Origin of the sequence: Streptomyces albidicamelliae (assembly GCF_025642175.1) — a bacterium.
In the GTDB taxonomy this organism is placed as follows: domain Bacteria; phylum Actinomycetota; class Actinomycetes; order Streptomycetales; family Streptomycetaceae; genus Streptomyces; species Streptomyces albidocamelliae.
The window spans coordinates 3,021,633-3,046,674 of the sequence record NZ_CP106795.1 but is presented as its reverse complement, the minus strand read 5'-3'; the positions used below and the strand labels follow the sequence as shown (position 1 = coordinate 3,046,674).

Sequence of the window (25,042 nt, the reverse complement as noted above, 5' to 3'; positions counted from 1 at the left end):
GCCCCGAACGGGCGGGCGGGCCACCCGGCTCGGGTGACCCGCCCCTCGTGGCGTTCAGCGGCCGAGAGCGCGCCGGCCGCGGCCCTGGGACAGCACCGGCAGGTTGCGCGACGGCGCCTGCCCGCGCGTGTCCTCCTCCAGCCGCAGGGCCAGCGCGGGGCACCTGCGCACCGCGCGCAGCGCCTTCGCCTCCGCGTACCGCGGCACCTGGGCCTGGGCGACGGTCGGGAACCCGTCGGCGCCGAGTTCGAACACCTCCGGGAGGATGTCGGCGCACAGGCCGTGGCCGCGGCACAGCGTCCAGTCGACGTGGATCTTCTGGCGGCTCGCGCCGGTCTCCTCGGGCTCCGAGCCGCCCGCGATGCCCGCGGGTGCCCTGCCCCCCTCGAAGAGCGGCAGCACGCCCTCCACGGGCCGTCCGCAGCCGTTGCCGAGGACATGGGCGGCCAGGTCGTCGGTGAACGCCTTGATGGTCGACTCCAGGAACATCGCCGAGCCGTCCGGGTGCGAACACGCCCCGCGCCGCTTGACGTTCTTCGCGACCTGCTTCAGCGCCTCCAGGGCGGCCGGTCCGCCGCCGTTGAGGATGTCCTCCAGGCCGCGCGCGGCGGCGGGCAGTCCGAGGTAGCACGGACCGCACTGGCCGGCGCTCTCCTCGGCCAGCCACTGGGCCACCCGCAGCGACTCGCCGAGCGGGCAGGTCTCCTGAGTGATCGGCAGGATGGCGCCCGCGCCCAGCGCACCGCCCACCGCGTCCAGGGAGTTGCGGGAGACGATCGCCTCGTCGACCGTGGCCGCGTCGATCCACTTGCCGTGGTAGCCGCCGGTCAGCACGCCCTGCGGCACCGGCGGGGCCCCGGCGAGCTGCAGCACGTAGCGCAGCGGCACGCCGGTGGGGACCTCGAGCACCATCGGGCGGGCGACCGCGCCGGACACGGTGAGCATGACGGTGCCGGGCTCGTCGTACAGGCCGGTGTTGCCGTACCGCTCGGGGCCGATGCGGGCGGCGATGGCCAGCTGGGCGAACGTCTCCGCGTTCGACAGCAGGGTCGGCGCGCCGCCGACGCCGGTCTGCGACGCGCTGATCTTGCGGCCCGGCGGGATGGCGGGGCCGCCGTCGATCGAGCGGACCAGCGACGCGGCGGCGCCGGTGACCATGCGTACCGGGTTGCGCTGCACCCACGCGCGCAGCGCCGATCTCCGGCTGTTGCTCAGGCCGCGCTCGGCGAGCGCGGCCTCCATGGAGCGCTGGGTGGACTCGCGCGTGACACCGATCACGAGCGTGCGGGCACCGAGCGCCTCGGCGCACAGTAGCGCGCCGTCCAGGATGAGGTGCGGGGCGCGGTTGATGAGGACGGTGTCCTTGCGGCAGGCCGGTTCGTCCTCACTGCCGTTGACGACGACGACCGGCCGCACCCCGCGCTTGATCGCCGACTCGGCGACCGAACGCAGCTTCTTGTGGAAGGGGAAGCCCGCGCCGCCCCGCCCCTTGAGGTTGATGCGTTCGGCGAGCTGGGCGAGCTGTTCGCCGCCCAGCGGGTCGAGCGGCCCGTGCACCTTCAGATGCATGGGCAGGTCGAGCCGCTCCACAAGGTCGAAGCCCGACGTGAGCTGGGGAAGCCCGACCACGCGGACTTCGGGTACGTCGGGCAGGGCCTCGTTCACCTATAGCCTCCGGAAGGCATGTTCCAAGGTTCGCCCGAACCCGGTGCCTCGTAGGGGGCACCGGGGGTTGGTTCAGTGGCGGGACCGCTGTTGAACGTGTCACCCGGGTTGTACGTGCCGTAGTACCCGTTCGTCTCACCGGTGTCGTACACATCACTTCCGCCGTATCCGGGCGTGCCCGGATTGCCATAGGCCGGGATGGTGTATCCGGTGTCCTGCAGCGGGTCGTACGCGGACGGCGGGGCCTCGCCGACCGGCGGCGGGGACGGGACCGGCCAGCTGCCCGACGTGCTGGAGGGGCCGTCCACGCGCGGGACGGCCTGCGTGGGCTGAAGGTCCAGCGGCAGGTCCATGCGGGAGGTCTGCCCGGTCGCCCAGGGCTCCTGGCCCCGGCCCGGCGTGGACACCGCGCGGTAGGCCGCCGCGAATCCGGCGCCGGACTCCGCGGGCGACTGGTAAAGGGGTGCGCCGCCGCCCGGAGCGGACGCCTGCGGATCGCGCCGGCCCTCGCGTTCCCGTCGGCCCTCGTAGCCGGGTATGCCCTGGCCGCCGGCCCGGGAGCGGCTCGCGTCCAGCTCCTCCAGGCCCGCCCGTTCCGAGCTGCCGAACAGCGCCACCAGCCGGTCGGCGACCTTGCGCTTGACCGGGCGCGGGGCGGCGCGCAGCGCCAGGGCGCCCATCACGCCGAGCAGGGACAGGCTGTAGAGGATCACGAAGACCGGCTTGGCCGTGCGACCCGCGTAGAGCCCGTGGACCAGCGCGGCGCACCACGCCGGATAGGCCAGCATGTGCATGGCGCGCCAGCGCGCGGCCACCGGGGCGGGCGTGGCGAAGTTGCTGCGCAGGGCGCCGGTGATGCCCACGAAGATCATCAGCAGGCCCGCCAGGGAGCCGAGGCCGATCAGGCCCGCGATCCCGGTCAGGCCGAGCGAGAACGGGATGATCGCCGCGATCAGCTGGGTGTGGCCGAGCGCCACCTTGGTGGTGATGTGAAGCAGCAGGAACGCGATCGAGGCGACCGCGGTCGTCCGGTGCACCGCCTGGCCGACGATGCGCTGGCGCGTGTTCAGGAAGATCCGGTCCTGGGCGAACAGGCCCCAGATCACCGAGCAGCTCAGCGACACCAGCGACAGCACGCCCGCGCCGAAGTTCAGGAAGGACTGGAACTGGTCGCCTCCGACCAGCACGAGCACGGGTATGAGCAGCAGGACGACAGCGGACGCCACCCCGTAGGCCGAGCGGCCGGGCCGGGGGAGCGAGCTGGTACTACGACGAGGGTTCATGGGGGCACTCCGAGCAGTTCCGGGAAAGCGGTCCCGCTGCCGAACTCTAAGTGGCGTCATACCGATCAGTACGAGGCTTTGCGTTATTGCGTTGTTATCAACGCACAATCTGATTGCCGGGGTGCCCCTTAGGGGGCGGTTCGCGAAGTAATCCTTGACCTTGGTTCAGTTCCGTCGGGGTTCCTGGCATGTCCACAAGGGATACGGAAGCGCGTCGCGGCTTGCTCAAGGCCTGCGGTACCCTAACGCCATGCGTGCCGTACGCCTTCTGCTTAGCGGGCCGCGCTGATCAGTACCGACCCCCGGTCGAACCGAGAGGTCGGCATCGGCGCGGCGTCCCCTCCTGTGTGAGGGGCTTTTTCGTTTCTCGGATGACACAGCCGCAGGCAGAGACGATCGATGGAGCTTTGAGGATCATGAGCGAGACGAACCCCGCTGTCGCGTCCGCGGAGGCCGCGCCGCACCGCTACACGGCCGCCATGGCGGCCGACATCGAGGCACGCTGGCAGGACTTCTGGGACGCCGACGGCACCTACGCGGCGCCGAACCCCACCGGCGACCTGGCGGGCGACTCCGAGCTCGCCGCCAGGCCCAAGAAGTTCATCATGGACATGTTCCCGTACCCCTCCGGCGCGGGCCTGCACGTGGGCCACCCGCTGGGCTACATCGCCACCGACGTCTACGCCCGCTTCCAGCGCATGACCGGCCACAACGTCCTGCACACCCTGGGCTTCGACGCCTTCGGCCTGCCCGCCGAGCAGTACGCGGTGCAGACCGGCACGCACCCGCGCGTGTCCACCGAGGCCAACATCGAGAACATGAAGGCCCAGCTGCGCCGGCTGGGCCTGGGCCACGACAAGCGCCGGTCCTTCGCCACGATCGACCCGGACTACTACAAGTGGACCCAGTGGATCTTCCTGCAGATCTTCGACTCCTGGTACGACGAGGACGCGAAGAAGGCCCGCCCGATCGCCGAGCTGATCGCGCTGTTCGAGTCCGGTGAGCGGGCCGTCCCGGGCACCACGCGCGCGTGGAGCGAGCTGAGCGGCACCGAGCGTGCCGAGGTCCTGGGCGAGTACCGCCTGGCCTACGCCTCCGACGCGCCGGTCAACTGGTGCCCCGGCCTGGGCACCGTGCTGGCCAACGAGGAGGTCACCGCCGACGGCCGGTCCGAGCGCGGCAACTTCCCGGTCTTCAAGGCCAAGCTGCGCCAGTGGAACATGCGCATCACCGCCTACGCCGACCGGCTGCTGGAGGACCTGGAGGAGCTGGACTGGCCCGAGGCCATCAAGCTGCAGCAGCGCAACTGGATCGGCCGCAGCGAGGGCGCCCGCGTCGACTTCCCGATCGACGGCGAGAACATCACGGTCTTCACGACCCGCCCGGACACCCTGTTCGGCGCCACCTACATGGTGCTGGCGCCCGAGCACCCGCTGGTCGAGAAGTTCATCCCGGACGCGTGGCCCGAGGGCACGCACGACGTGTGGACCGGCGGCCACGCCACCCCGGCCGAGGCCGTCGCCGCCTACCGCGCGCAGGCCGCCGCCAAGTCCGACGTCGAGCGCCAGGCCGAGGCCAAGGACAAGACCGGCGTCTTCATCGGCGCGTTCGCGACCAACCCGGTCAACGGCGAGCAGGTGCCGGTCTTCATCGCCGACTACGTCCTGATGGGCTACGGCACCGGCGCGATCATGGCCGTCCCGGCGGGCGACCAGCGCGACTTCGAGTTCGCGCGCGCCTTCGAGCTGCCGATCCACTGCATCGTCGAGCCGACCGACGGCCGCGGCACCGACACCTCGACGTGGGAGAACGCCTTCGCGTCCTACGACGTGAAGATCATCAACTCCGCCAACGACGAGATCTCCCTGGACGGCCTGGGCGTCGCCGAGGCCAAGGCCCGCATCACGGACTGGCTGGCGGAGCGGGGCATCGGCGAGGGCACCGTCAACTTCCGCCTGCGCGACTGGCTGTTCAGCCGTCAGCGCTACTGGGGCGAGCCCTTCCCGATCGTCTACGACGAGGACGGCGTCGCCCACGGGCTGCCCGAGTCGATGCTGCCGCTGGAGCTGCCGGAGGTCGAGGACTACAGCCCGCGCACCTTCGACCCGGACGACGCGGACACCCAGCCCGAGACCCCGCTGTCGCGCAACGAGGACTGGGTCGACGTCACCCTGGACCTGGGCGACGGCCCTAAGAAGTACCGCCGCGAGACCAACACCATGCCCAACTGGGCCGGCTCCTGCTGGTACGAGTTCCGCTACCTGGACCCGCACAACGACCGGAAGCTGGTCGACCCGGAGATCGAGCGGTACTGGATGGGCCCGCGCGAGGGCCTGCCGCACGGTGGCGTCGACCTGTACGTCGGCGGCGCCGAGCACGCCGTGCTGCACCTGCTGTACGCGCGCTTCTGGTCCAAGGTGCTGTTCGACCTGGGGCACGTCTCCTCCGCGGAGCCGTTCCACAAGCTGTTCAACCAGGGCATGATCCAGGCCTACGTCTACCGCGACAGCCGTGGCATCGCGGTGCCGGCCACCGAGGTGGAGGAGCGCGACGGCGCCTACTACCACCAGGGCGAGCAGGTCAGCCGGCTGCTGGGCAAGATGGGCAAGTCCCTGAAGAACGCCGTCACCCCGGACGAGATCGCCGCCGAGTACGGCGCCGACACCCTGCGGCTGTACGAGATGGCCATGGGCCCGCTGGACGTCTCCCGTCCGTGGGACACGCGCGCGGTGGTCGGCCAGTTCCGGCTGCTGCAGCGGCTGTGGCGCAACATCGTCGACGAGAACACCGGCGAGGTCACCGTCACGGACGCCGAGCCCGACGAGGAGACCCTGCGCGCCCTGCACAAGGCGATCGACGGCGTCCGCCAGGACCTGGAGGGCCTGCGCTTCAACACCGCCATCGCCAAGGTCACCGAGCTGAACAACCACCTGACCAAGGCCGGCGGCGCCGTGCCGCGGTCGGTGGCCGAGCCGCTGGTGCTGATGGTCGCGCCGCTGGCCCCGCACATCGCCGAGGAACTGTGGCGCGCCCTGGGCCACACCGACTCGGTCGTCCACCAGGACTTCCCGGTCGCGGACCCCGCCTACGTCGTCGACGAGACCGTGACCTGCGTCGTGCAGATCAAGGGCAAGGTCAAGGCCCGCCTGGAGGTGTCGCCGGCCATCTCCGAGGCGGAGCTGGAGAAGGCGGCGCTGTCCGACGAGAAGGTCGTGGCGGCCCTGGGCGGCGCCGGCATCCGCAAGGTGATCGTGCGGGCGCCGAAGCTGGTCAACATCGTGACGGCGTGACTGTACGACGGCGTGACCGTGTGACGCCGTGAGCGTGCGGCGTTGTGATCGTGTGACGCCGTGAGCGTGCGGCGGTGTGATCGTGTGAGGGGCTGACGGCCCGGGGCCGGGCGCGACCGGCGTCGGGGTAGTCCCCTACGGGCAGGTTCGGGGTTCATCCGGAACTCCGGACCTGCCTGCTGCGTTTACCGTGGAGAGCACAGCGGTACGCGCTGTGCCCACCGGAGGAGGCGTCGTGGAAGCAGTGATCGCCGTGTTCGCGCTTCTCTTCCTGCTCTTCGTCGGCCTCGGCGCCTACGCCGCGGTCAAGGCGGTCGGCGCCGCGAAGCGCGGGGTGGACCGGACCATCGCGCAGGCCCGCCGCACGGTCGAGGACCACACCCTGCGTGCCAAGTCCTTCGCCCAGCTCGGCCCGGCCGGCGAGATCGCCCAACTGCGCCTCGCGCTGCGCACCTCCATGCGCGCCACACAGGACGCCTTGCAGGCGGGCGCGGCCGAGGACGAGTCGCTGAAGGAGTCCATCGGCCTCTTCGAGCGGCTCAGCGCGCACGGCCACGAACTGGACGGGGACCTCAAGCGGCTGGAGACCGAGCCGGACCGGGCCACGCTCACGGCGCGCCTGCCCGAACTGCGCGACCGCACCGAGCGCATCACCAAGTCCGCCGACTCGCTGCGCTGGGCCGTCCGCGACCGCGCGCGCCGCTTCGCCGAGGACGATCTGGGCTCGCTGAGCGCCCAGATCGACATCGAGGCGGACGCCCTGCGCCACTGGGCGCGGACGGACACCGGCCCGCATTCCGCGCCGTGGCCGGAGGACCCCGCCGCCGGCGGCCCGGCCGCCTCCCGGCAGCGCACGCCCGGCTCCGCCCCCACGGAGGAGCCTGCCCCCCAGGCGATCACCCCGCCGTCGCCGCGTCCCGCCTACCCCTGGCAGAAGAAGCCCCGCCCCGAGAGCACCGCCTGAGGCGCGGTTCCTGGCCCGCACCAGGGGCCGGGCTGCCGCGCGCCCGGTACGGCAGGTAACCTCCAGCTCATGTCCCGCCATGTCGCGATCGTCACCGATTCAACGGCCTACCTGCCGACGCGGATGATGGAGCGCCACGGCATCACCGCGGTACCCCTGACCGTGGTCCTCGGCGACCGGGCGCTCGAAGAGGGCACCGAGATCTCGACCCGCTCCCTCGCCCAGGCGCTGCAGAAGCGGCGTTCCGTCACCACCTCCCGGCCCAGCCCGCAGGTGTTCGCGGAGACGTACCGCAGGGTCGCCGAGTCCGGTGCGTCCGGCATCGTCTCCCTGCACCTGTCCGCCGAGCTGTCCGGCACCTACGACGCGGCCGTCCTCGCGGCACGCGAGGCGCCGGTGCCGGTGCGGGTGGTGGACACCGGGATGGTCGCGATGGCCCTCGGCTTCTGCGCGCTCGCCGCCGCCGAGGTGGCGGAGGCCGGCGGCACGATGGACGAGGCGGTCACGGCCGCCGAGAAGCGGGCCGCGGGCACGTCCGCCTATTTCTACGTCGACACCCTCGACTATCTGCGCCGCGGCGGCCGCATCGGAGCCGCGCAGGCACTCCTCGGCTCCGCACTCGCCGTCAAGCCCCTGCTCCAACTGGACGGCGGCCGCATCGAGCTGCTGGAGAAGGTGCGTACGGCGTCCAAGGCGATCGCCCGGCTCGAGGAGATCGCCGCCGAGCGAGCGGGCGGCGCGGAGGTCGACATCGCCGTTCACCACCTCGCCGCCCCGGAACGGGCCGCCGCGCTCGCCGACCGGCTGCGGGCACGGGTGCCGGGCCTGGCCGACCTGCATGTCAGCGAGGTCGGAGCGGTGATCGGGGCGCACACGGGCCCCGGGTTGCTCGGAGCGGTGGTCTCGCCCCGCTGACGGGGGGCGGCCCGTCGGTTCGGGCCGGCCATTTCGAGGGCGGGTGGTTCGAGCCGGCCGGGTGGCTTGAGCCGGCCGGGTAGCTTGAGCCGGCTTGTGAGAGTGACGGAGTTATCCACAAGTCGGCGGTTTTCCCCGGGAATTGACCAAGATCAACGCGAAGCGGTGGGATGTCTCATCCTCGTCGCATGGCACTTCGATCACGTTCCCGCACAGCCACTTCGACCAGCGGTCCCGGCCGCGGCCCGGCCTCCGACGGCCGTGTCCGGAGCCACCGCGACACCGGGCTCCGCCGTGGCACCGGCCACCGGCGGGGCGGTGAGCACGGTCGCGTCCGTCCCCGGCCCCCGGCACCGGCCGAGGAGCTGCGCCGCCGCGCGGAACTGCTCTTCGGTGAACGAGCGGTACGGCGACGGGAGTCGGACAACGGTCCGCCGGACGGGGCGGGGGTTCCGGCGAGCGCGACGACGGCGGCGACAGGGACGACGCCGTGGGTGACGGGTGCTCCGGCGCCCGGGTCCGGCCCGCTGCGGACGGCGGCCGCACCGGTGCAGCCGGCGGCTCCGGAACCCGAAGCGGTGGACACCGCGACCCTGTTGGAGCCGGACGTGGCGCTCACCCCGCTGAGCCGTCGGGAGCGAGCCCGGACGGCGCTGCGGGAGCGGATGCCGCTGTGGCTGCAGACGCGGTGCGGTGTGGAGCGACGGGGAGTCGTGGCGCTCACCCTGGTGCTCGCGGCCGCCGCCGGGTTCGCCGTTCAGCACTTCTGGACCGGCCGCACCCAGTCCGTGAGCGCCCCTCAAGTGGTACGTGCCGAAGCGCCCTTCGCCCGGGAACACCCGGCCGCCAAGGGTTCGGAGGTGGTGGCCGCCTCGGCGGCGCCCGGCGGCCGGATCGTCGTGGACGTCAGCGGCAAGGTCCGCGAACCCGGCATCCACCGGCTGCCGGCCGGCTCCCGGGTGGCCGACGCCCTGCGCGCCGCGGGCGGAGTGCGGCCGGGCGCGCGCACCGAGGGGCTCAACCGGGCCCGGTTCCTGGTGGACGGTGAACAGATCGTCGTCGGCACGCCCGCCGGGGCGCCGGCGCCGGCGGCCCTGCCCGCCGGCACCACTTCGGGAGGCGTCGGCGCGGGCCCCGCGGCTCCGGTCTCCCTGAACACGGCCACCGCCGACCAGCTCGACACCCTGCCCGGAGTCGGTCCGGTCCTGGCCCAGCACATCCTGGCCTACCGCACCGAGCACGGCGGCTTCCGCTCGGTGGACGAACTCCGTGAGGTCAACGGGATCGGCGACCGCCGCTTCTCCGACCTGCGGAACCTGGTACGGCCATGAGCCGGCTGCTCGACGAAGCCGCCCTCGGTGCGGGGCCCGAGGAGCGCGAGGAGGCCGGTCCGGATCGGGCCGGCCCCCTGGACCTGCGTCTCGTGCCGCCCGCGCTCGCGGCCTGGGCCACGGCGGCCGCGACGCTGGACGCACCGGCGGGCCGGACCGCCGGGCTCGCGGCCGTGTGCCTGGTCGGCGGGGTCGTCCTGCTCTGCGCGCGGGGCATCGGACGACGACGTACCGCGCGGACCGAGCACGAGCGGACCGGGCGGAGCGCGCCGGTGCCGGGGGCGAGCCGGCGGATCGACCTGGCCGGTCCGGCCGAGGGGGCGACCGACCCGGCCGGTCCGGCCGAGGGGGCGGGCGGCCGGTTCGGGTGGGCCCGTCCTTCGGCCGCCGCCGTGCTGCTCTGCGTCGCCGCGGCCGCCGCCTCCGCCGGACTGCACGGGGCGGACCTGCGGCGCGGGCCGGTGCCCGAGCTGGCCCGGCGGTTCGCGACGGTGACCGCCGAGGTGGAGCTGAGCGGCGACCCGTGGCTGAGCAGGCCGCGCGTGCGCGGCGACCGTACGGCGTCCGAGGCGGTACTGATCCGGGCGGAGGTGCGCCGCGTCGAGGACAGCGACGGGACGGGCGCGCGGACCCGGACCCCGGTGCTCCTGGTGGTCGACGCGGACGTGCCGGCGCCGGACGGGGAGCCCGGCCCGGTCCGGGCGCACCGGGGCCGCCGGCCACCGCCGGGGAGTTACCCGGTGGAGATGCCGAGCACGGCCACGATGCGCGGGAGCGGCCGGCGGGCGCGGTCACGGGTGCGGGCGGATCCGCGGGGGTGCCGTCGGCCGGGGTGCGCGAGGGCGTGCCGGGCGGGCGTGCCGCCTGGCTGGGACTGCTGCCGTCCACGCGGCTGCGGGTCGGCGGGCGGCTGGCGCCCGCGCTGACGGAGGGTGACCGGACGGCGGCCGTGCTCCGGGTGCGGGGGCGGCCGGGGCCGCGGATCGTGGCCGGGCCCAGCGGGCCGCAACGGCTCGCGGGGCGGTTCAGGGCCGGGCTGCGGCAGGCGACCGACGGCCTGCCACAGGACGCGCGGGCGCTGCTTCCCGGACTGGTCGTCGGGGACACCGCACGGATCACGCCCGAGCTGGACGGCGCCTTCAAGGAGACGGACCTGGCGCACACCCTCGCGGTGTCCGGCAGCAACCTCACCGTGCTGCTCGCCCTGCTCATCGGGCCACCGGGCCTGGCCCAGCTGGCGGAGCGCCGAGGCCTCGCCCCGCGTCTGGGGCTCTCGCTTCGGGCGACCGCCCTGTCCGCGGGAGCGCTGACGCTGGCGTTCGTCGTCGTGTGCCGCCCCGACCCCAGCGTGCTGCGGGCCGCCGCCTGCGGTGCGGTGGCACTGCTCGCCCTGGCCACCGGGCGCCGTAGATCCCTGCTCCCGGCACTCGCGGCGGCCGTGCTGCTGCTGGTGCTGTACGACCCGTGGCTGTCGCGCAGTTACGGCTTCCTGCTCTCCGTGCTGGCCACCGGCGCGCTGCTCGTGCTGGCCCCGGGCTGGAGCGAGGCGCTGCGACGGCGCCGGGTGCCGCCGAGGCTGGCCGAGGCGCTGGGGGCCACCGCGGCCGCGCAGGCGGTGTGCGCTCCGGTCGTGGCGGTGCTGTCGGCCCGGGTCAGCCTGGTGGCGGTGCCGTGCAACCTGCTGGCCGAGGCGGCGGTGGCACCGGCCACGGTGCTGGGGTTCGCGGCGCTCGTGTCGGCCCAGGTGGCGATGCCGGCGGCCAAGGCGTTCGCGTGGTTGGCGAGTTGGCCCGCGGGATGGATCGCCGGGGTCGCCCGGACGGGTGCGGCGCTGCCCGGTGCCGGGGTGGACTGGCCCGGAAGCTGGGCGGGAGCGTTGCTGCTCGCGGCGGTCACGGTGGCCGTCGTCCTGACGGGACGGAGGCTGCTGCGACGCCCGTGGTTGTGCGCACTGCTCGGGCTGCTTCTCCTGCTGGCGGTGGTACGGCCGGCACCCCTGACACGGGTGATCACGGGCTGGCCGCCGCCGGGCTGGCGGTTCGCGATGTGCGACGTGGGACAGGGGGACGCGACCGTGCTCGCGGCGGGGGAGGGAGCCGGGGTCGTCGTGGACGCGGGGCCCGATCCGGCACCGGTCGACCAGTGCCTGCGGCACCTGGGCATCACCCGCGTCCCCCTCCTCGTCCTGACCCACTTCCACGCCGACCACGTGGCCGGACTGCCGGGTGTCCTGCGGGGCCGTTCGGTGGCGGAGATCGAGACCACGGGCTTCGAGGAACCCGCCGGACAGGCCGCGTTCGTCCGAAGGGAGGCCGCGGCGCGGCACATTCCCGTCACCCGTGCCGTCGCGGGGGAGGAGCGGCGCAGCGGACCGCTCGCCTGGCGCGTGCTGTGGCCCCCACCGACCGTCCGGCCGCCTCCGGGCGCACCGGTACCACCGCCGTGGCCCGGCGCCCCGCCGGAACCGGACGGACCGAACGACGCCAGTGTCGCGCTGCTCGTCCGCACCGGTGGACTGCGGCTGCTGCTGCTCGGCGACCTCGAACCCCCGGCCCAGCAGGCGCTGCTGAGGTCCCCGGCGGCGGCGGACGTCGCCGGAGTGGACGTTCTGAAGGTGGCTCACCACGGCTCGGCCTACCAGGAGCCGGAGTTGATGCGGCTGGCGGCGCCCCGGGTGGCCCTCGTGTCCGCCGGTGCCGACAACCCGTACGGCCACCCGGCGCCGTCGACGCTGGCGGCGCTGCGGGCCGGCGGCGCGGTGGTGCTGCGCACCGACCGGGACGGGGCGCTCGCGGTCACGAGGGCACCGGGAGCGGGCGGGGAGGTGCGGGTGACGAGGGAGTGAGGGGCGCGCCCCCTCATGCGCCGGTGCCGGCACGAACCCGGCGACCGCCCGCGGACGGGCGGTCGCTCAGACTGGTCCCATGAACTCAGCACAGGTCGATGCCTACCTCTTCCGGCTCGGGGTGGTGCGCCCGCCGCGGCCCACCGGTGAGGCCCTGCGCGAGCTGCATCTGCGGCACCTGCGGACCGTCCCCTTCGAGAACCTGTCGATCCACCTCGGCGAGGAGATCGTGCTGGAGGAGAAGCGGCTGCTGGACAAGGTGACCGGCACGCCGCGCGGCGGCTTCTGCTACGAACTGAACGGCGCCTTCGCGGCGTTGCTCACCGCACTCGGCTACGAGGTCGAGCTGCTCGCCGCCCGTGTGTACGGCGACGAGGGACGGCTCGGCATCCCCTACGACCACCTCGCGCTGCGGGTGGGGACGGCGGACGGCGGGCCCTGGCTCGCGGACGTCGGCTTCGGGGCGCACAGCCACTATCCGCTGGACTGGGCCGAACGCGGGGAGCAGGACGATCCCGCGGGGCGGTTCCGTCTGGTGGCCGCCGGGCCCGACGCGGCGGGCGCCGGGGACCTGGACGTCGTACGGGACGGCAGGCCGCAGTACCGGCTTGAGACGCGGACCCGGGTGCTCGGGGACTTCGTGGCCGGTGCCTGGTGGCACAGCACGTCACCGCTGTCGCACTTCACGAAGTCGCTGGTCTGCTCCCGGGTCACCGAGGACGGCGGGCGGATCACCCTGGGCGGGCGCACCCTGACGACGACGGCTGCCGACGGTTCCCGCGACAAGCGGGAGTTGGAGAGCGACGAGGAGGTGCTGGGGGTGTACCGGGAGCGGTTCGGGATCGAGCTGGACCGCGTACCGGCCGTGCGGAACGGCGACCGCGCCTAGCCGGCGACCGCGCCTGGCCGGCGACCGCGTCTGGCCGGCGACCCAACCCGGGCCCGGCCCGTGACCGCACCCCGCCGTGGCCTCGCCTCTCTCCCCGTGCCGGAGAATGGGGCCGTGAGCGATGTGAGACATGTGCTGGTGCTGCCCGACCGGGAGGCCGCCGAGGAGGCCGCGGAGGCGTTCGGGGAGCGGTTCGGGGCCGTCGAGGAGCCCCGGCTCGTCCGGGACGCGCTGGCCGGTGAGGACGACGCCGAGGACGCCCAGTGGCTGCTCGTCCTGCGGGACGAGGACGAGCGGCTGGACCCGGCGGAGCTGGACGCGTTCGCGGGGGAGTGGGACGGCTGGCGCGAGGAGCCGTGATCCCGAGGCGGAGCCGGGAGACCGGGGGCCGTTCCGGGTGCGCGGCCCGCTTCGATGTCGGTGCCGCGTGGGATGCTGTGGGGGATGGCCAGGAAGACTGCGAATGACGACCCTCTTGCCCCGGTGACCCTCGCCGTGGGCCAGGAGGACCTCCTGCTCGACCGTGCCGTGCGGGAGGTGGTGGCCGCCGCCCGGGCCGCCGACGCCGACACGGACGTACGCGACCTCACTCCGGACCAGTTGCAGCCCGGCACGCTCGCCGAGCTGACCAGTCCGTCGCTCTTCGCCGAGCGGAAGGTCGTGGTCGTACGCAACGCGCAGGACCTGTCCGCCGACACGGTCAAGGACGTGAAGGCGTACCTCGGGGCGCCGGCGGAGGAGATCACCCTGGTGCTGCTGCACGCCGGCGGCGTGAAGGGCAAGGGTCTGCTGGACGCCGCGCGCAAGGCGGGTGCGCGGGAGGTGGCCTGCCCGAAGATGACCAAGCCGGCGGACCGGCTGGCCTTCGTGCGGGGCGAGTTCCGCTCCTTCGGGCGGTCGGCCACGCCCGAGGCGTGCCAGGCGCTGTGCGACGCGATCGGCAGCGACCTGCGGGAGCTGGCCTCCGCGGTGTCCCAGCTCGTCGCGGACGTGGAGGGGACGATCGACGAGGCGGTCGTCGGGCGGTACTACACCGGCCGGGCGGAGGCCTCCAGCTTCACGGTTGCCGACCGGGCGGTGGAGGGGCGCACGGCCGAGGCGCTGGAGGCGCTCAGGTGGTCGCTGGCGACGGGCGTGGCGCCGGTGCTGATCACCAGTGCGCTGGCGCAGGGCGTGCGGGCCATCGGGAAGCTCTCCTCCGCGCGCGGCGGCCGGCCCGCCGATCTCGCGCGTGAGCTGGGCATGCCGCCGTGGAAGATCGACCGGGTCCGGCAGCAGATGCGGGGCTGGACGCCGGACGGGGTGGCGACGGCGATGCGCGCGGTCGCCGAGGCCGACGCGGGCGTCAAGGGCGGCGGCGACGACCCCGAATACGCCCTGGAGAAGGCGGTCGTGGTGATCGCCCGCGCCGCCCGCTCCCGCGGCCGAGGCTAGCCACCCCGCCCCGCACACCGGCCCCGCAGAGCCGACCGCTCCGCCCCGGGCGGCCACCCGCACGATGCCGACCACTCCCACACGAGCGTCCACCTGGGCAATGCCGGCCGCTCCGGCCCGGGCGGTCGGAAGGGCGGTCCCGGTCACTCCGGCCCGGGCGGCTACCCGGGCGGTGCCGGTCGCTCCGGCCCGAGCGGTCACCCGGGCGATGCCGGTCAACTCCCGCACGGGCGGCTACCCAGGCGGTGCCGGTCACTCCGGTACGAGCGGGCCCCGGGCGGTGGCGGTCACTCCGCCTGGGCGGCCACCGGGCGGTGTCGACGGTCCCGGCCCGAGCGGCCACCCAGGCGGTGCCGGTCAACTCCCGCACGAGCGGCCACCCGGCCGCCGCCGGTCGCTCCCGCACGAGCGGGCACGCACTGGTGGACGGCCGGCCGGGCACCGGCGGGCGCTCGCAGGGCGGCTAGCGGGCACGCAGTGGCGGACGGTCGGCCGGCCACCGGCGGGCGCTCGCAGGGCGGCTAGCGGGCACGCACTGGTGGACGGCCGGCCGGCCACTGGCGGGCGCTCGCAGGGCGGCTAGCGGGCACGCACTGGTGGACGGCCGGCCGGGCACCGGCGGGCGCTCGCAGGGCGGCTAGCGGGCACGCAGTGGCGGACGGCCGGCCGGCCACTGGCGGGCGCTCGCAGGGCGGCTAGCGGCACGCAGTGGCGGACGGTCGGCCGGGCCCCGCCAAGCGCTCGCCGGCGATCTCGTGGGGCCCTCGAAGCGCCCGCAGGGCCGTGGCCGGGAATGCCGGAACCCCGGCCGTCGCCCTGGGGAAGGGAGGTGGCCGGGGTTCCGGTTGAAGCGTGCGAGCCCGTTCCCGCGTGGCGAACGCAGGCCGCGAACAGGCTCTTGGGTGCCGGACGGGAGCGGATGAGAGAGGGCCCGCTCTGGGTCCCTCCGGCGGTCAGATCAGAAAGGGTTTCAGCCCTTGAGCGCGACGACCTTGGAAGCAAGCGCCGACTTCTTGTTGGCGGCCTGGTTCTTGTGGATGACGCCCTTGGAGACGGCCTTGTCGAGCGCACGCGCGGCAGCGCGCTGCAGCTCGGTGGCCTTCTCCACGTCACCCGCGGCAGCGGCCTCGCGGGCCTTGCGGATCGCGGTCTTCAGGGAGGACTTGACGGCCTTGTTGCGCAGCCGAGCCTTCTCGTTGGTCTTGATCCGCTTGATCTGGGACTTGATGTTCGCCACGAAGGAGCCTTTTCAGGTTCAGGTACCGGGCCGGGAGAGATCCCGTACCGGTGATCCAGGTTTTCTCTGACGTGCCTCGCGCTGAGAGGGCATGAGGCACAGCCATCTACAGTACCAGTGGCCCTCCGGACGGCCCAAAACGGCCCCCGGTCCCTCCGCGTGGGACCATGGAGACTACGTAACGATCCGACCCGAGGCATAAGGCGCCTCAAGAGACAGGACCCTGCGTGCCCGCGACCCCTAACAATGTGCCCGCGCCGAGCCGTACCGCCCCGGCCCTGATCCGCAACTTCTGCATCATCGCTCACATCGACCACGGCAAGTCCACGCTCGCCGACCGGATGCTCCAGCTGACCGGTGTCGTCGAGCAGCGGCAGATGCGTGCTCAGTACCTCGACCGGATGGACATCGAGCGCGAGCGCGGCATCACGATCAAGTCCCAGGCGGTGCGTCTGCCCTGGGCCCCGACCGAGGGCCCCGACCAGGGCACGACGCACATCCTCAACATGATCGACACGCCGGGCCACGTCGACTTCACCTATGAGGTCTCGCGGTCGCTGGCCGCCTGCGAGGGGACCATCCTCCTCGTGGACGCCGCCCAGGGCATCGAGGCGCAGACCCTCGCCAACCTCTACCTGGCGATGGAGAACGACCTCACGATCATCCCGGTGCTGAACAAGATCGACCTGCCGGCCGCGCAGCCGGAGAAGTTCGCCGAGGAGCTGGCGAACCTGGTCGGCTGCGACCCGGACGACGTGCTCAAGGTCTCCGCGAAGACCGGTCTCGGCGTCGACGCCCTGCTGAACAAGGTCGTCAAGGAGATCCCGGCGCCGGTCGGGGTCGCCGACGCCCCCGCCCGCGCGATGATCTTCGACTCGGTCTACGACTCGTACCGCGGTGTCGTGACGTACGTCCGTGTCATCGACGGCCAGCTCAACAAGCGCGAGCGCATCAGGATGATGTCGACGGGCGCCACGCACGAGCTGCTGGAGATCGGTGTCAGCTCGCCCGAGATGCTGCCGGCCGACGGCCTCGGCGTCGGCGAGGTGGGCTACCTCATCACCGGTGTGAAGGACGTCCGCCAGTCCAAGGTCGGTGACACCGTCACCAGCCAGAGCAAGGGCGCCACCGAGGCGCTCGGCGGCTACAAGGACCCGAAGCCGATGGTCTTCTCGGGTCTGTACCCGCTCGACGGCTCGGACTACCCGGAGCTGCGCGAGGCCCTCGACAAGCTCCAGCTGAACGACGCCGCGCTGGTCTACGAGCCGGAGACCTCCGCCGCCCTCGGCTTCGGTTTCCGTGTCGGCTTCCTCGGCCTGCTGCACCTGGACGTGATCCGGGAGCGGCTGGAGCGCGAGTTCGGCCTCGACCTGATCGCGACCGCGCCGAACGTGGTCTACCGCGTGCTCATGGAGGACGGGACCGAGCACACGGTCACCAACCCCAGCGAGTTCCCCGAGGGCAAGATCAACGACGTGTACGAGCCGGTCGTGCGCGCCACCATCCTGGCGCCGACCGAGTTCATCGGCTCGATCATGGAGCTGTGCCAGACCCGGCGCGGCACCCTGCTCGGCATGGACTACCTGTCCGAGGACCGGGTCGAGATCCGCTACACCCTCCCGCTCGCGGAGATCGTCTTCGACTTCTTCGACCAGCTGAAGTCCAAGACCCGCGGCTACGCCTCCCTCGACTACGAGCCCACCGGGGAGCAGACGTCGAGCCTGGTCAAGGTCGACATCCTGCTGCACGGCGACAAGGTGGACGCCTTCTCGGCGATCACGCACAAGGACGCGGCGTACGCGTACGGCGTGCGGCTCGTCGCCAAGCTGCGCGAGCTCATCCCGCGGCAGGCGTTCGAGGTGCCCATCCAGGCGGCCATCGGTTCGCGGGTCATCGCCCGCGAGACCATCCGCGCCATCCGCAAGGACGTCCTCGCCAAGTGCTACGGCGGTGACATCTCGCGTAAGCGCAAGCTGCTGGAGAAGCAGAAGGAAGGCAAGAAGCGGATGAAGATGGTGGGTTCCGTGGAGGTTCCGCAGGAAGCCTTCATCGCCGTCCTGTCCAGTGATGACAGCGCGGGGTCGGGCAAGGGCAAGAAGTAGTCACGGGTTACTCCGGGTCACGTCCGCAAACCGGGCACGAGGGGGCTCGTCGTACGAAAGTGCGGCGGGCCCCTACGCGCGCGTAGCGTCGCTCTGCGTGGAAAGTGACAGGCCGAAGCCTCTTACGCAGCGGCCGGTCGCGGCTTACTCTGATCCCTGCTCGATAGTTACTCGCGAGTTAAACAACAGCTCGAAAACCCCACCGTGAGTTAACCCAGCCGCACCGAGTCAGCCGCACCGTCGCGGGCCCCCGGAGGATGTCGTGAGCGACACACAGACCCTGATCGAGAACCGTCCGCCCTCCGTGGCGGCCCTCTTCCTGGAGCGCGTCGCGGCCACACCGGACGCCGAGGCCTACCGGTATCCGGTGCCGCCGGCCTCCGGGCAGGGACCCGACGAGTGGAGGTCGCTCAGCTGGGCGCAGGCCGCCGAGCGCGTGTACGCGGTCGCGGCCGGGCTCATCGAACTGGGCGTGCAGCCCGAGCAGCGGGTGGCGCTCGCCTCCTCCACCCGGGTGGAGTGGATCCTCGCCGACCTCGGCATCATGTGCGCCGGCGGCGCCACGACCACGATCTACCCGCAGACCAACGCCGACGAGTCGGCGTTCATCCTCTCGGACTCCGAGAGCCGGGTGCTGATCGCCGAGGACGCGGCCCAGGTCGCCAAGGCGGTCGAGAAGCGTGCCGAGCTGCCCGAGCTGGTGAAGGTCGTCGTCGTCGACCCGGCCGGTGTCGAGACGGACGACTGGGTGATCACCCTCGCCGAGCTGGAGCGGCGCGGCGCCGCGTACCTGGAGAAGCACCCGCAGCTGATCAAGGAGCGGGTCGGCGCGATCACCAGGGAGCAGCTCGCCACCCTCATCTACACCTCCGGCACCACCGGCCGCCCCAAGGGCGTGCGCCTGCCGCACGACAACTGGGCGTACATGGCGAAGGCGATCGCGTCGACCGGCCTGGTCACCCTGGACGACGTGCAGTACCTGTGGCTGCCGCTCGCCCACGTCTTCGGCAAGGTGCTCACCTCCGGGCAGATCGAGGTCGGGCACGTGACCGCCGTGGACGGCCGCGTCGACAAGATCATCGAGAACCTGCCGGTCGTGCAGCCGACGTACATGGCGGCCGTGCCCCGCATCTTCGAGAAGGTCTACAACGGCGTCGCCGCCAAGGCCCGGGAGGGCGGCGCGGCCAAGTACAAGATCTTCCAGTGGGCCGCCGAGGTCTCGCGCGAGTACGCCAAGGTCACCCAGGACAACTTCCGCCGCACCGGCACCGCCTCGGTGCCCTTCGGGCTCGCCGCCAGGCACAAGGTCGCCGACACCCTCGTCTACGCCAAGCTGCGCGAGGCCTTCGGCGGCCGGCTGCGCGCCTGCGTCTCCGGCGCCTCCGCGCTCGCCCCGGAGATCGGCTACTTCTTCGCCGGTGCCGGCATCCACATCCTGGAGGGCTACGGCCTCACCGAGTCCTCCGCGGCCTCCTTCGTCAACCCCGGCGAGGCCTACCGCACGGGCACCGTCGGCAAGCCGCTGCCCGGCACCGAGGTCCGCATCGCCGACGACGGCGAGATCCTGCTGCGCGGCCCCGGCATCATGGAGGGCTACCACGGGCTGCCCGAGAAGACCGCCGAGGTGCTGGAGTCCGACGGCTGGTTCCACACCGGTGACATCGGCGAGCTGTCGCCCGACGGCTACCTGCGCATCACCGACCGCAAGAAGGACCTCATCAAGACCTCCGGCGGCAAGTACGTGGCGCCGGCCGAGGTCGAGGGCCAGTTCAAGGGCGTGTGCCCGTACGTCTCCAACATCCTCGTGCACGGCGCCGACCGGAACTACTGCACCGCCCTCATCGCCCTGGACGAGCTCGCGATCCAGGACTGGGCGAAGGAGAACGGCCTGGCCGGAAAGTCGTACGCGGAGATCGTCGCGGCGCCGCAGACCGTCGAGATGGTCGACGGCTACGTCCAGGAGCTCAACGCCGGCCTCCAGCGCTGGCAGACCATCAAGAAGTTCCGTCTGCTGCCGCGCGACCTCGACGTGGAGCACGGCGAGATCACGCCGAGCCTGAAGCTCAAGCGGCCGGTGGTGGAGCGCGAGTACAAGCACCTCATCGACGGCATGTACGCGGGCACCCGCGAGGGCTGAGCGACCGCCCCGGCCCCCGGGAGGACCCCGTCCTCCCGGGGGCCGGGGCGCGCCCACTACCGCCTCGCGGCGCCGGGCGGAAGCCCTGCTTGAGGGTTGCTCGAACCCGGTCGGATTTCCGACCGTCTTCGCACACTCACGTAGCACAGTTCTCACCCGTGACTGTCCACTTCGGTCACTGACCGCTTATGCGCGCCGCCGTTGTGTCACCCTGAGCCGCATGGACATGGCGGCCATACCCGCGCAGCGGGAGAGCGAGGCCCCGCACCGTGAGGTCCGGGGCCGGACCACGCTGCCCGGGAGCCCCCTCGCGCCGGGGTCGGCCCGCGGACTGGTGCGGGCCGCGCTGGCCGAGGTGCCCGGGGTGTCCGCCCGGCTCACCGACGACGCCATGGCCGTCGTCAGCGAGCTCGTCACCAACGCCGTCGTGCACGCCGGCACCGACGTGGAGGTCGACTGGCGGCTGGAGGAGACCGGCGCGTTCGTCGTGGAGGTCCGCGACCGGCACCCCTCCCGCGCCCCGCGCGACCCGCTCGGCGCGGAGGCGCCCCACGACGCCGCCGAGCACGGCCGCGGGCTGCGGCTGGTCGCCACCCTCGCCGAGTCCTGGGGCGTCACCTACCGCAAGGGCGCCAAGACGGTCTGGGCGCGGCTCCCCCGGGCGGCAGCGAGGCCGCCGACGGCCCGGCCCCCGGCCCCGCCCTGGACGTCGCCGAGGACCTCGCCCCGCAGCCGCCCCGCACCGGCGGCGACCGGGACTGGCTCGGCCGGGGCGCGCTGTCCTTCCTCGCCGAGGCCTCCGACCTGCTCGCCGGACAGCTGGACGAGAACCTGGTCGCCGCCCTCACCGGCCAGCTGATCGTGCCCCGGCTCGCCGACTGGTGCGCGATCTGGCTGGAGGACGAGGCCTCGGCGCGCGGCGGCAGCGGCGGCGGCCCGGCACGGGTCTGGCACGCCAGCGAGGCCCGCGTCGACGAGCTGCGGCGCGCCCTGGAGAAGGATCCCCGTGCCACCGGGACGGGCTGCGCTCCGGCCCGGAGCCCCACCCTGGCCCGGTGACGCGCTCGGCCCGCAGGGCGCCGACGGCACGGCGCTCGCGTACCGGCTGATCGCGGGCGGCCGGCCGCTGGGCACGCTGGTCATCGGCCGCTGCGGGCCGGCCCGGTTCCCGGACGAGGTCACCGGGCTCGTGGAGGACCTCAGCAGGCGGGTCGCCCTCGCCGTCGGCGCGGCCCGCCAGTACGCCCGCCAGGCCACGATCAGCGCCGTCCTCCAGCGCGGCCTGCTGCCCGGCGCGGTCGCCGAGATCCCCGGCGTGCGCAGCGCGCTCGTGTACGAGCCGTGCGACAAGGGCGGCCCGAGCGGGGACTTCTACGACCTGTTCCCGGCCGGCGACGGCCGCTGGTGCTTCGCCGTCGGCGACGTCCAGGGCAAGGGCCCCGAGGCCGCCGTGGTGATCGGTCTCGCCCGCCCCTGGCTGCGCCTCCTGGCCCGCGAGGGCTATCGCGTCGCCGACGTCCTCGACCGCCTCAACCAGCTCCTCCTCGACGACGCCACCGAGGCCGCCGACGCCGCGGCCCGCGCCCTGGTCGCCGCCGGCGGCCGGCCCCTGGTCCCCGGCGACGGCCCGCAGACCCGCTTCCTGTCCCTGCTCTACGGCGAGCTGACACCGCACGAGGGCGGGGTCCGCTGCACCCTCGCCTCCGCCGGGCACCCGCTGCCGCTCGTGCTCGGTCCCGACGGCGGCGTGCGCTCCGTCGCCCGGCCGCAGACCCTGCTGGGCGTGGTCGAGGACGAGACGTACACCAGCGAGACCGTCGACCTGCGGCCCGGCGACAGTCTGCTGTGCGTCACCGACGGGGTGACCGAGCGCCGCTCCGGCTCCCGCCAGTTCGACGACGACGACGGCCTCGCCCGCGCCCTGTCCGGCTGCGCGGGGCTCAGTGCCGAGCTGATCGCGGAAAGGATCCGCCGCCTGGTCCACGACTTCGGCGGCGGCCTCCCCGAGGACGATCTGGCCCTGCTGGTGCTCCAGGCGGAGTGACGCCCGCGGTGCTGGACAATGGAAGGCATGCCTTCCGCACTTCCCGACGGCGAGCCCGTCCCCGACGACGGCGCGCTGCCCGCCCCCGCGCTCGCCGGCGCAGCCGAGCGGCCCCTCGGGTTCTATCTGCACGTCCCGTACTGCGCGACCCGCTGCGGCTACTGCGACTTCAACACCTACACCGCGACCGAGCTGCGCGGCACGGGCGGTGTCCTCGCCTCCCGCGACAACTACGCGGACACCCTGATCGACGAGATCCGCCTCGCCCGGAAGGTCCTCGGCGACGACCCCCGCGAGGTCCGCACGGTCTTCGTCGGCGGCGGCACGCCCACGCTGCTGGCCGCCGACGACCTGGTCCGCATGCTGGCAGCCGTCCGCACCGAGTTCGGACTGGCACCGGACGCGGAGATCACCACGGAGGCCAACCCGGAGTCGGTGGACCCCGCGTACCTGGCCACCCTCCGCGAGGGCGGCTACAACCGCGTCTCCTTCGGCATGCAGAGCGCACGGCAGCACGTACTGCGGATCCTCGACCGGACCCACACCCCGGGCCGCCCGGAGGCCTGCGTCGCCGAGGCGCGGGCCGCGGGCTTCGAGCACGTCAACCTCGACCTGATCTACGGCACCCCGGGGGAGAGCGACGACGACTGGCGGGCCTCGCTGGACGCCGCGATCGGCGCCGGACCGGACCACGTCAGCGCGTACGCGCTCATCGTCGAGGAGGGCACCCAGCTCGCCCGGCGCATCCGCCGGGGCGAGATCCCGATGACGGACGACGACGCCCACGCCGACCGCTACCTGATCGCGGACGAGACCCTGTCGGCGGCGGGCTTCGGGTGGTACGAGGTCTCCAACTGGGCGACCTCGCGGGCGGGCCGGTGCCTGCACAACGAGCTGTACTGGCGGGGCGCCGACTGGTGGGGCGCGGGCCCGGGCGCCCACAGCCACGTGGGCGGAGTGCGCTGGTGGAACGTGAAGCACCCGGGGGCGTACGCGGCGGCGCTCGCGTCGGGGCGGTCGCCGGGCGCCGGGCGTGAGGTGCTGTCGGACGAGGACCGCCGGGTGGAGCGGATCCTGCTGGAGCTGAGGCTCAGCGAGGGCGCGCCGCTGGACCTGCTGAAGGAGGCGGGCCTCGCGGCCTCCCGCCGCGCCCTGTCGGACGGCCTGCTCCAGGCGGCGCCGTACGACGAGGGGCGCGCGGTGCTCACGCTGCGCGGGCGGCTGCTGGCCGACGCGGTGGTGCGGGACCTGGTCGACTGAGCCCGCCGGGTGTCACGCGGGCGCCGTGACGAAGTCGATCAGTTCCTCCACGCGGCCCAGCAGCTCCGGCTCCAGGTCCTTGTACGACCGCACCCGGGACAGGATCGACTGCCAGGCCGCGCCCGTGTTCTGCGGCCAGCCCAGCGCCTTGCACACGCCCGTCTTCCAGTCCTGGCCGCGCGGTACCGTCGGCCAGCCCGCGATCCCCAGCGACGACGGCTTCACCGCCTGCCAGATGTCGATGTACGGGTGGCCGACCACCAGCGCGTGCCGGCTCGTCACCGACTCGGCGATGCGCCACTCCTTCGTACCGGGCACCAGGTGGTCCACCAGCACGCCGAGCCGCGCGTCCGGGCCCGGCGCGAACCCGTCCACGATCGACGGCAGGTCGTCGACGCCCTCCAGGTACTCCACGACCACGCCCTCGATGCGCAGGTCGTCGCCCCACACCCGCTCGACCAGCTCGGCGTCGTGCCGGCCCTCGACGTAGATGCGGCCGGCGCGGGCCACGCGCGCGCGTGCGCCGGGTACGGCGACCGAGCCGGAGGCGGTGCGGGCGGGTCGTGCCGGGCCCGCGGCGGGCCGCACCAGGGTGACCACCTCGCCCTCCAGCAGGAAGCCGCGCGGCTCCAGCGGGAACACCCGGTGCTTGCCGAAGCGGTCCTCCAGGGTCACCGTGCCGGCCTCGCAGCGGATCACCGCCCCGCAGAACCCGGTACCGGCCTCCTCCACCACCAGGCCGGGGTCGGCCGCGACCTCCGGAGCCGGCTTCGGCTTCTTCCACGGCGGGGTCAGGTCGGTCGAGTACTGGCGCATTCGGATGACGATAGGAGAAGCCGTGGGCCGGCGCTCACGACACGCCGAATCGCGTGGCCAGGGCGTCGCGTTGACGTCGTACGAAGCCCGCGTCGACCACCGCTCCGTGGCCGGGCACGTACAGCGCGTCCTCGCCGCCGAGTGCCAGCAGCCGGTCGAGCGCGGCCGGCCAGCGCGAGCCGACGGCGTCCGGGCCCGCCTGGGGCTCGCCGGACTCCTCGACCAGGTCGCCGCAGAACACCACCTCCGGTCCGCCGGACACGCTCGCCGGGACCAGGACCGCGAGGTCGTGCGCGGTGTGGCCGGGGCCCACGTTGGCCAGCAGCGCCTGCCGGCCCTCGCCGAGGTCCAGGGTCCACTCGCCGGAGACCGGGTGCCGGGGCGGGGCCAGCGCGTCGACCGCCTCGTCCGCCTCCGCCACGGGCAGGCCGTTGCGGACCGCGTCCAGGCGCAGCTCCTCGCGCCCGTGGGTGAACACCGCGTCGACCCCGACCGCCGCGTACACCTCCGTCCCGGCGAACGCGGCCGCCCCGAAGACGTGGTCGAAGTGGGGATGGGTGAGCGCGAGATGGGTCACACGTCCACCGGACAGTTCCTGGGCCGCGGAGCGCAGCCGCGCCCCCTCGGCGAGGCTGGAACCGGCGTCCACCATCAGGGCCGTGGTCCCGCTCAGCACAAGGCCGACCGTGCAGTCCCAGCCGGGCAGCCGGCACCGTCCGACAGCGGCCGTCAGCCGTTCCCACCCCAGGTCTTCCCAAGTCACCGTCATACCGCGACGCTAACGTCACGAGCCGGTTCGGACCGGACCGACCTTGCCCCGTCAGTACCCC

General features: G+C 73.4%; 15 protein-coding genes and 2 pseudogenes. 12 read left to right on the top strand and 5 right to left on the bottom strand.

Features of this window, described 5'->3' with window-relative positions:
* Window positions 1–54: 54 nt before the first annotated feature.
* Together N8I86_RS14070 and N8I86_RS14065 are read right to left on the bottom strand one after the other, a co-directional pair.
* On the bottom strand, window positions 55–1,665 hold the full coding sequence (locus tag N8I86_RS14070; protein ID WP_073893878.1) for an NADH-quinone oxidoreductase subunit NuoF family protein: 1,611 nt from the start codon (window positions 1,663–1,665) through the stop codon (window positions 55–57).
* A complete protein-coding gene (locus N8I86_RS14065; RefSeq protein ID WP_263277910.1) occupies window positions 1,662–2,948 on the bottom strand; it encodes a cytochrome b/b6 domain-containing protein in 1,287 nt (428 codons plus the stop codon). Before N8I86_RS14065 ends, N8I86_RS14070 begins: the two co-directional genes overlap by 4 nt.
* Window positions 2,949–3,364: 416 nt before the next feature.
* Here N8I86_RS14065 and leuS point away from each other — a divergent pair, with 416 nt between their 5' ends.
* The 8 genes and pseudogenes from leuS to holA all read left to right on the top strand — a co-directional run bounded on the left by leuS (window position 3,365) and on the right by holA (window position 14,616).
* Window positions 3,365–6,238, top strand: coding sequence for a leucine--tRNA ligase (gene leuS, locus N8I86_RS14060; RefSeq protein ID WP_263277909.1), 2,874 nt, complete (start codon window positions 3,365–3,367; stop codon window positions 6,236–6,238).
* A 235-nt stretch (window positions 6,239–6,473) separates the two neighbouring features.
* Window positions 6,474–7,202, top strand: coding sequence for a hypothetical protein (locus N8I86_RS14055; protein ID WP_123437869.1), 729 nt, complete (start codon window positions 6,474–6,476; stop codon window positions 7,200–7,202).
* 69 nt (window positions 7,203–7,271) lie between these two features.
* Window positions 7,272–8,117, top strand: coding sequence for a DegV family protein (locus N8I86_RS14050; protein WP_073893872.1), 846 nt, complete (start codon window positions 7,272–7,274; stop codon window positions 8,115–8,117).
* A 188-nt stretch (window positions 8,118–8,305) separates the two neighbouring features.
* Window positions 8,306–9,448 (top strand): ComEA family DNA-binding protein, encoded by a 1,143-nt coding sequence (locus tag N8I86_RS14045; protein WP_263277908.1) that lies wholly within the window; start codon window positions 8,306–8,308, stop codon window positions 9,446–9,448.
* Between the two features lie 112 nt (window positions 9,449–9,560).
* A pseudogene (locus N8I86_RS14040) lies at window positions 9,561–12,293 on the top strand (ComEC/Rec2 family competence protein); the annotation flags it as partial.
* Between the two features lie 79 nt (window positions 12,294–12,372).
* Window positions 12,373–13,182: an arylamine N-acetyltransferase family protein gene (locus N8I86_RS14035; protein WP_263277907.1), complete on the top strand. Its 810-nt coding sequence runs from the start codon at window positions 12,373–12,375 to the stop codon at window positions 13,180–13,182.
* A gap of 114 nt (window positions 13,183–13,296) precedes the next feature.
* Window positions 13,297–13,542, top strand: a complete 246-nt coding sequence (locus N8I86_RS14030; protein WP_073893868.1) for a hypothetical protein — start codon at window positions 13,297–13,299, stop codon at window positions 13,540–13,542.
* An 84-nt stretch (window positions 13,543–13,626) separates the two neighbouring features.
* Entirely contained in the window at window positions 13,627–14,616 is a 990-nt protein-coding gene (gene holA / locus N8I86_RS14025) for a DNA polymerase III subunit delta (RefSeq protein ID WP_263277906.1), read from the top strand.
* Window positions 14,617–15,586: 970 nt separating this feature from the next.
* On the opposite strand, the gene rpsT is transcribed toward holA, so the two are convergent.
* Window positions 15,587–15,853, bottom strand: a complete 267-nt coding sequence (gene rpsT / locus N8I86_RS14020; protein WP_073893866.1) for a 30S ribosomal protein S20 — start codon at window positions 15,851–15,853, stop codon at window positions 15,587–15,589.
* 227 nt (window positions 15,854–16,080) lie between these two features.
* Here rpsT and lepA point away from each other — a divergent pair, with 227 nt between their 5' ends.
* From lepA to hemW, 4 genes and pseudogenes are all read left to right on the top strand, one after another.
* Window positions 16,081–17,955, top strand: a complete 1,875-nt coding sequence (gene lepA / locus N8I86_RS14015; protein ID WP_073893863.1) for a translation elongation factor 4 — start codon at window positions 16,081–16,083, stop codon at window positions 17,953–17,955.
* A gap of 262 nt (window positions 17,956–18,217) precedes the next feature.
* Window positions 18,218–20,092 carry an AMP-dependent synthetase/ligase gene (locus tag N8I86_RS14010; RefSeq protein ID WP_123437923.1) on the top strand — a complete coding sequence of 625 codons (1,875 nt, stop codon included), beginning with the start codon at window positions 18,218–18,220 and terminating at the stop codon, window positions 20,090–20,092.
* A 226-nt stretch (window positions 20,093–20,318) separates the two neighbouring features.
* A pseudogene (locus tag N8I86_RS14005) lies at window positions 20,319–22,136 on the top strand (SpoIIE family protein phosphatase).
* Between the two features lie 27 nt (window positions 22,137–22,163).
* A complete protein-coding gene (hemW, locus tag N8I86_RS14000) occupies window positions 22,164–23,396 on the top strand; it encodes a radical SAM family heme chaperone HemW (protein ID WP_073894159.1) in 1,233 nt (410 codons plus the stop codon).
* Window positions 23,397–23,408: 12 nt separating this feature from the next.
* On the opposite strand, the gene N8I86_RS13995 is transcribed toward hemW, so the two are convergent.
* Window positions 23,409–24,212 carry a DUF3097 domain-containing protein gene (locus N8I86_RS13995; protein ID WP_263277905.1) on the bottom strand — a complete coding sequence of 268 codons (804 nt, stop codon included), beginning with the start codon at window positions 24,210–24,212 and terminating at the stop codon, window positions 23,409–23,411.
* Between the two features lie 34 nt (window positions 24,213–24,246).
* The gene (locus tag N8I86_RS13990) at window positions 24,247–24,981 is read right to left on the bottom strand and encodes an MBL fold metallo-hydrolase (RefSeq protein ID WP_123437926.1); all 735 of its coding nucleotides are present in this window, start codon (window positions 24,979–24,981) and stop codon (window positions 24,247–24,249) included.
* Between the last annotated feature and the right edge of the window lie 61 nt (window positions 24,982–25,042).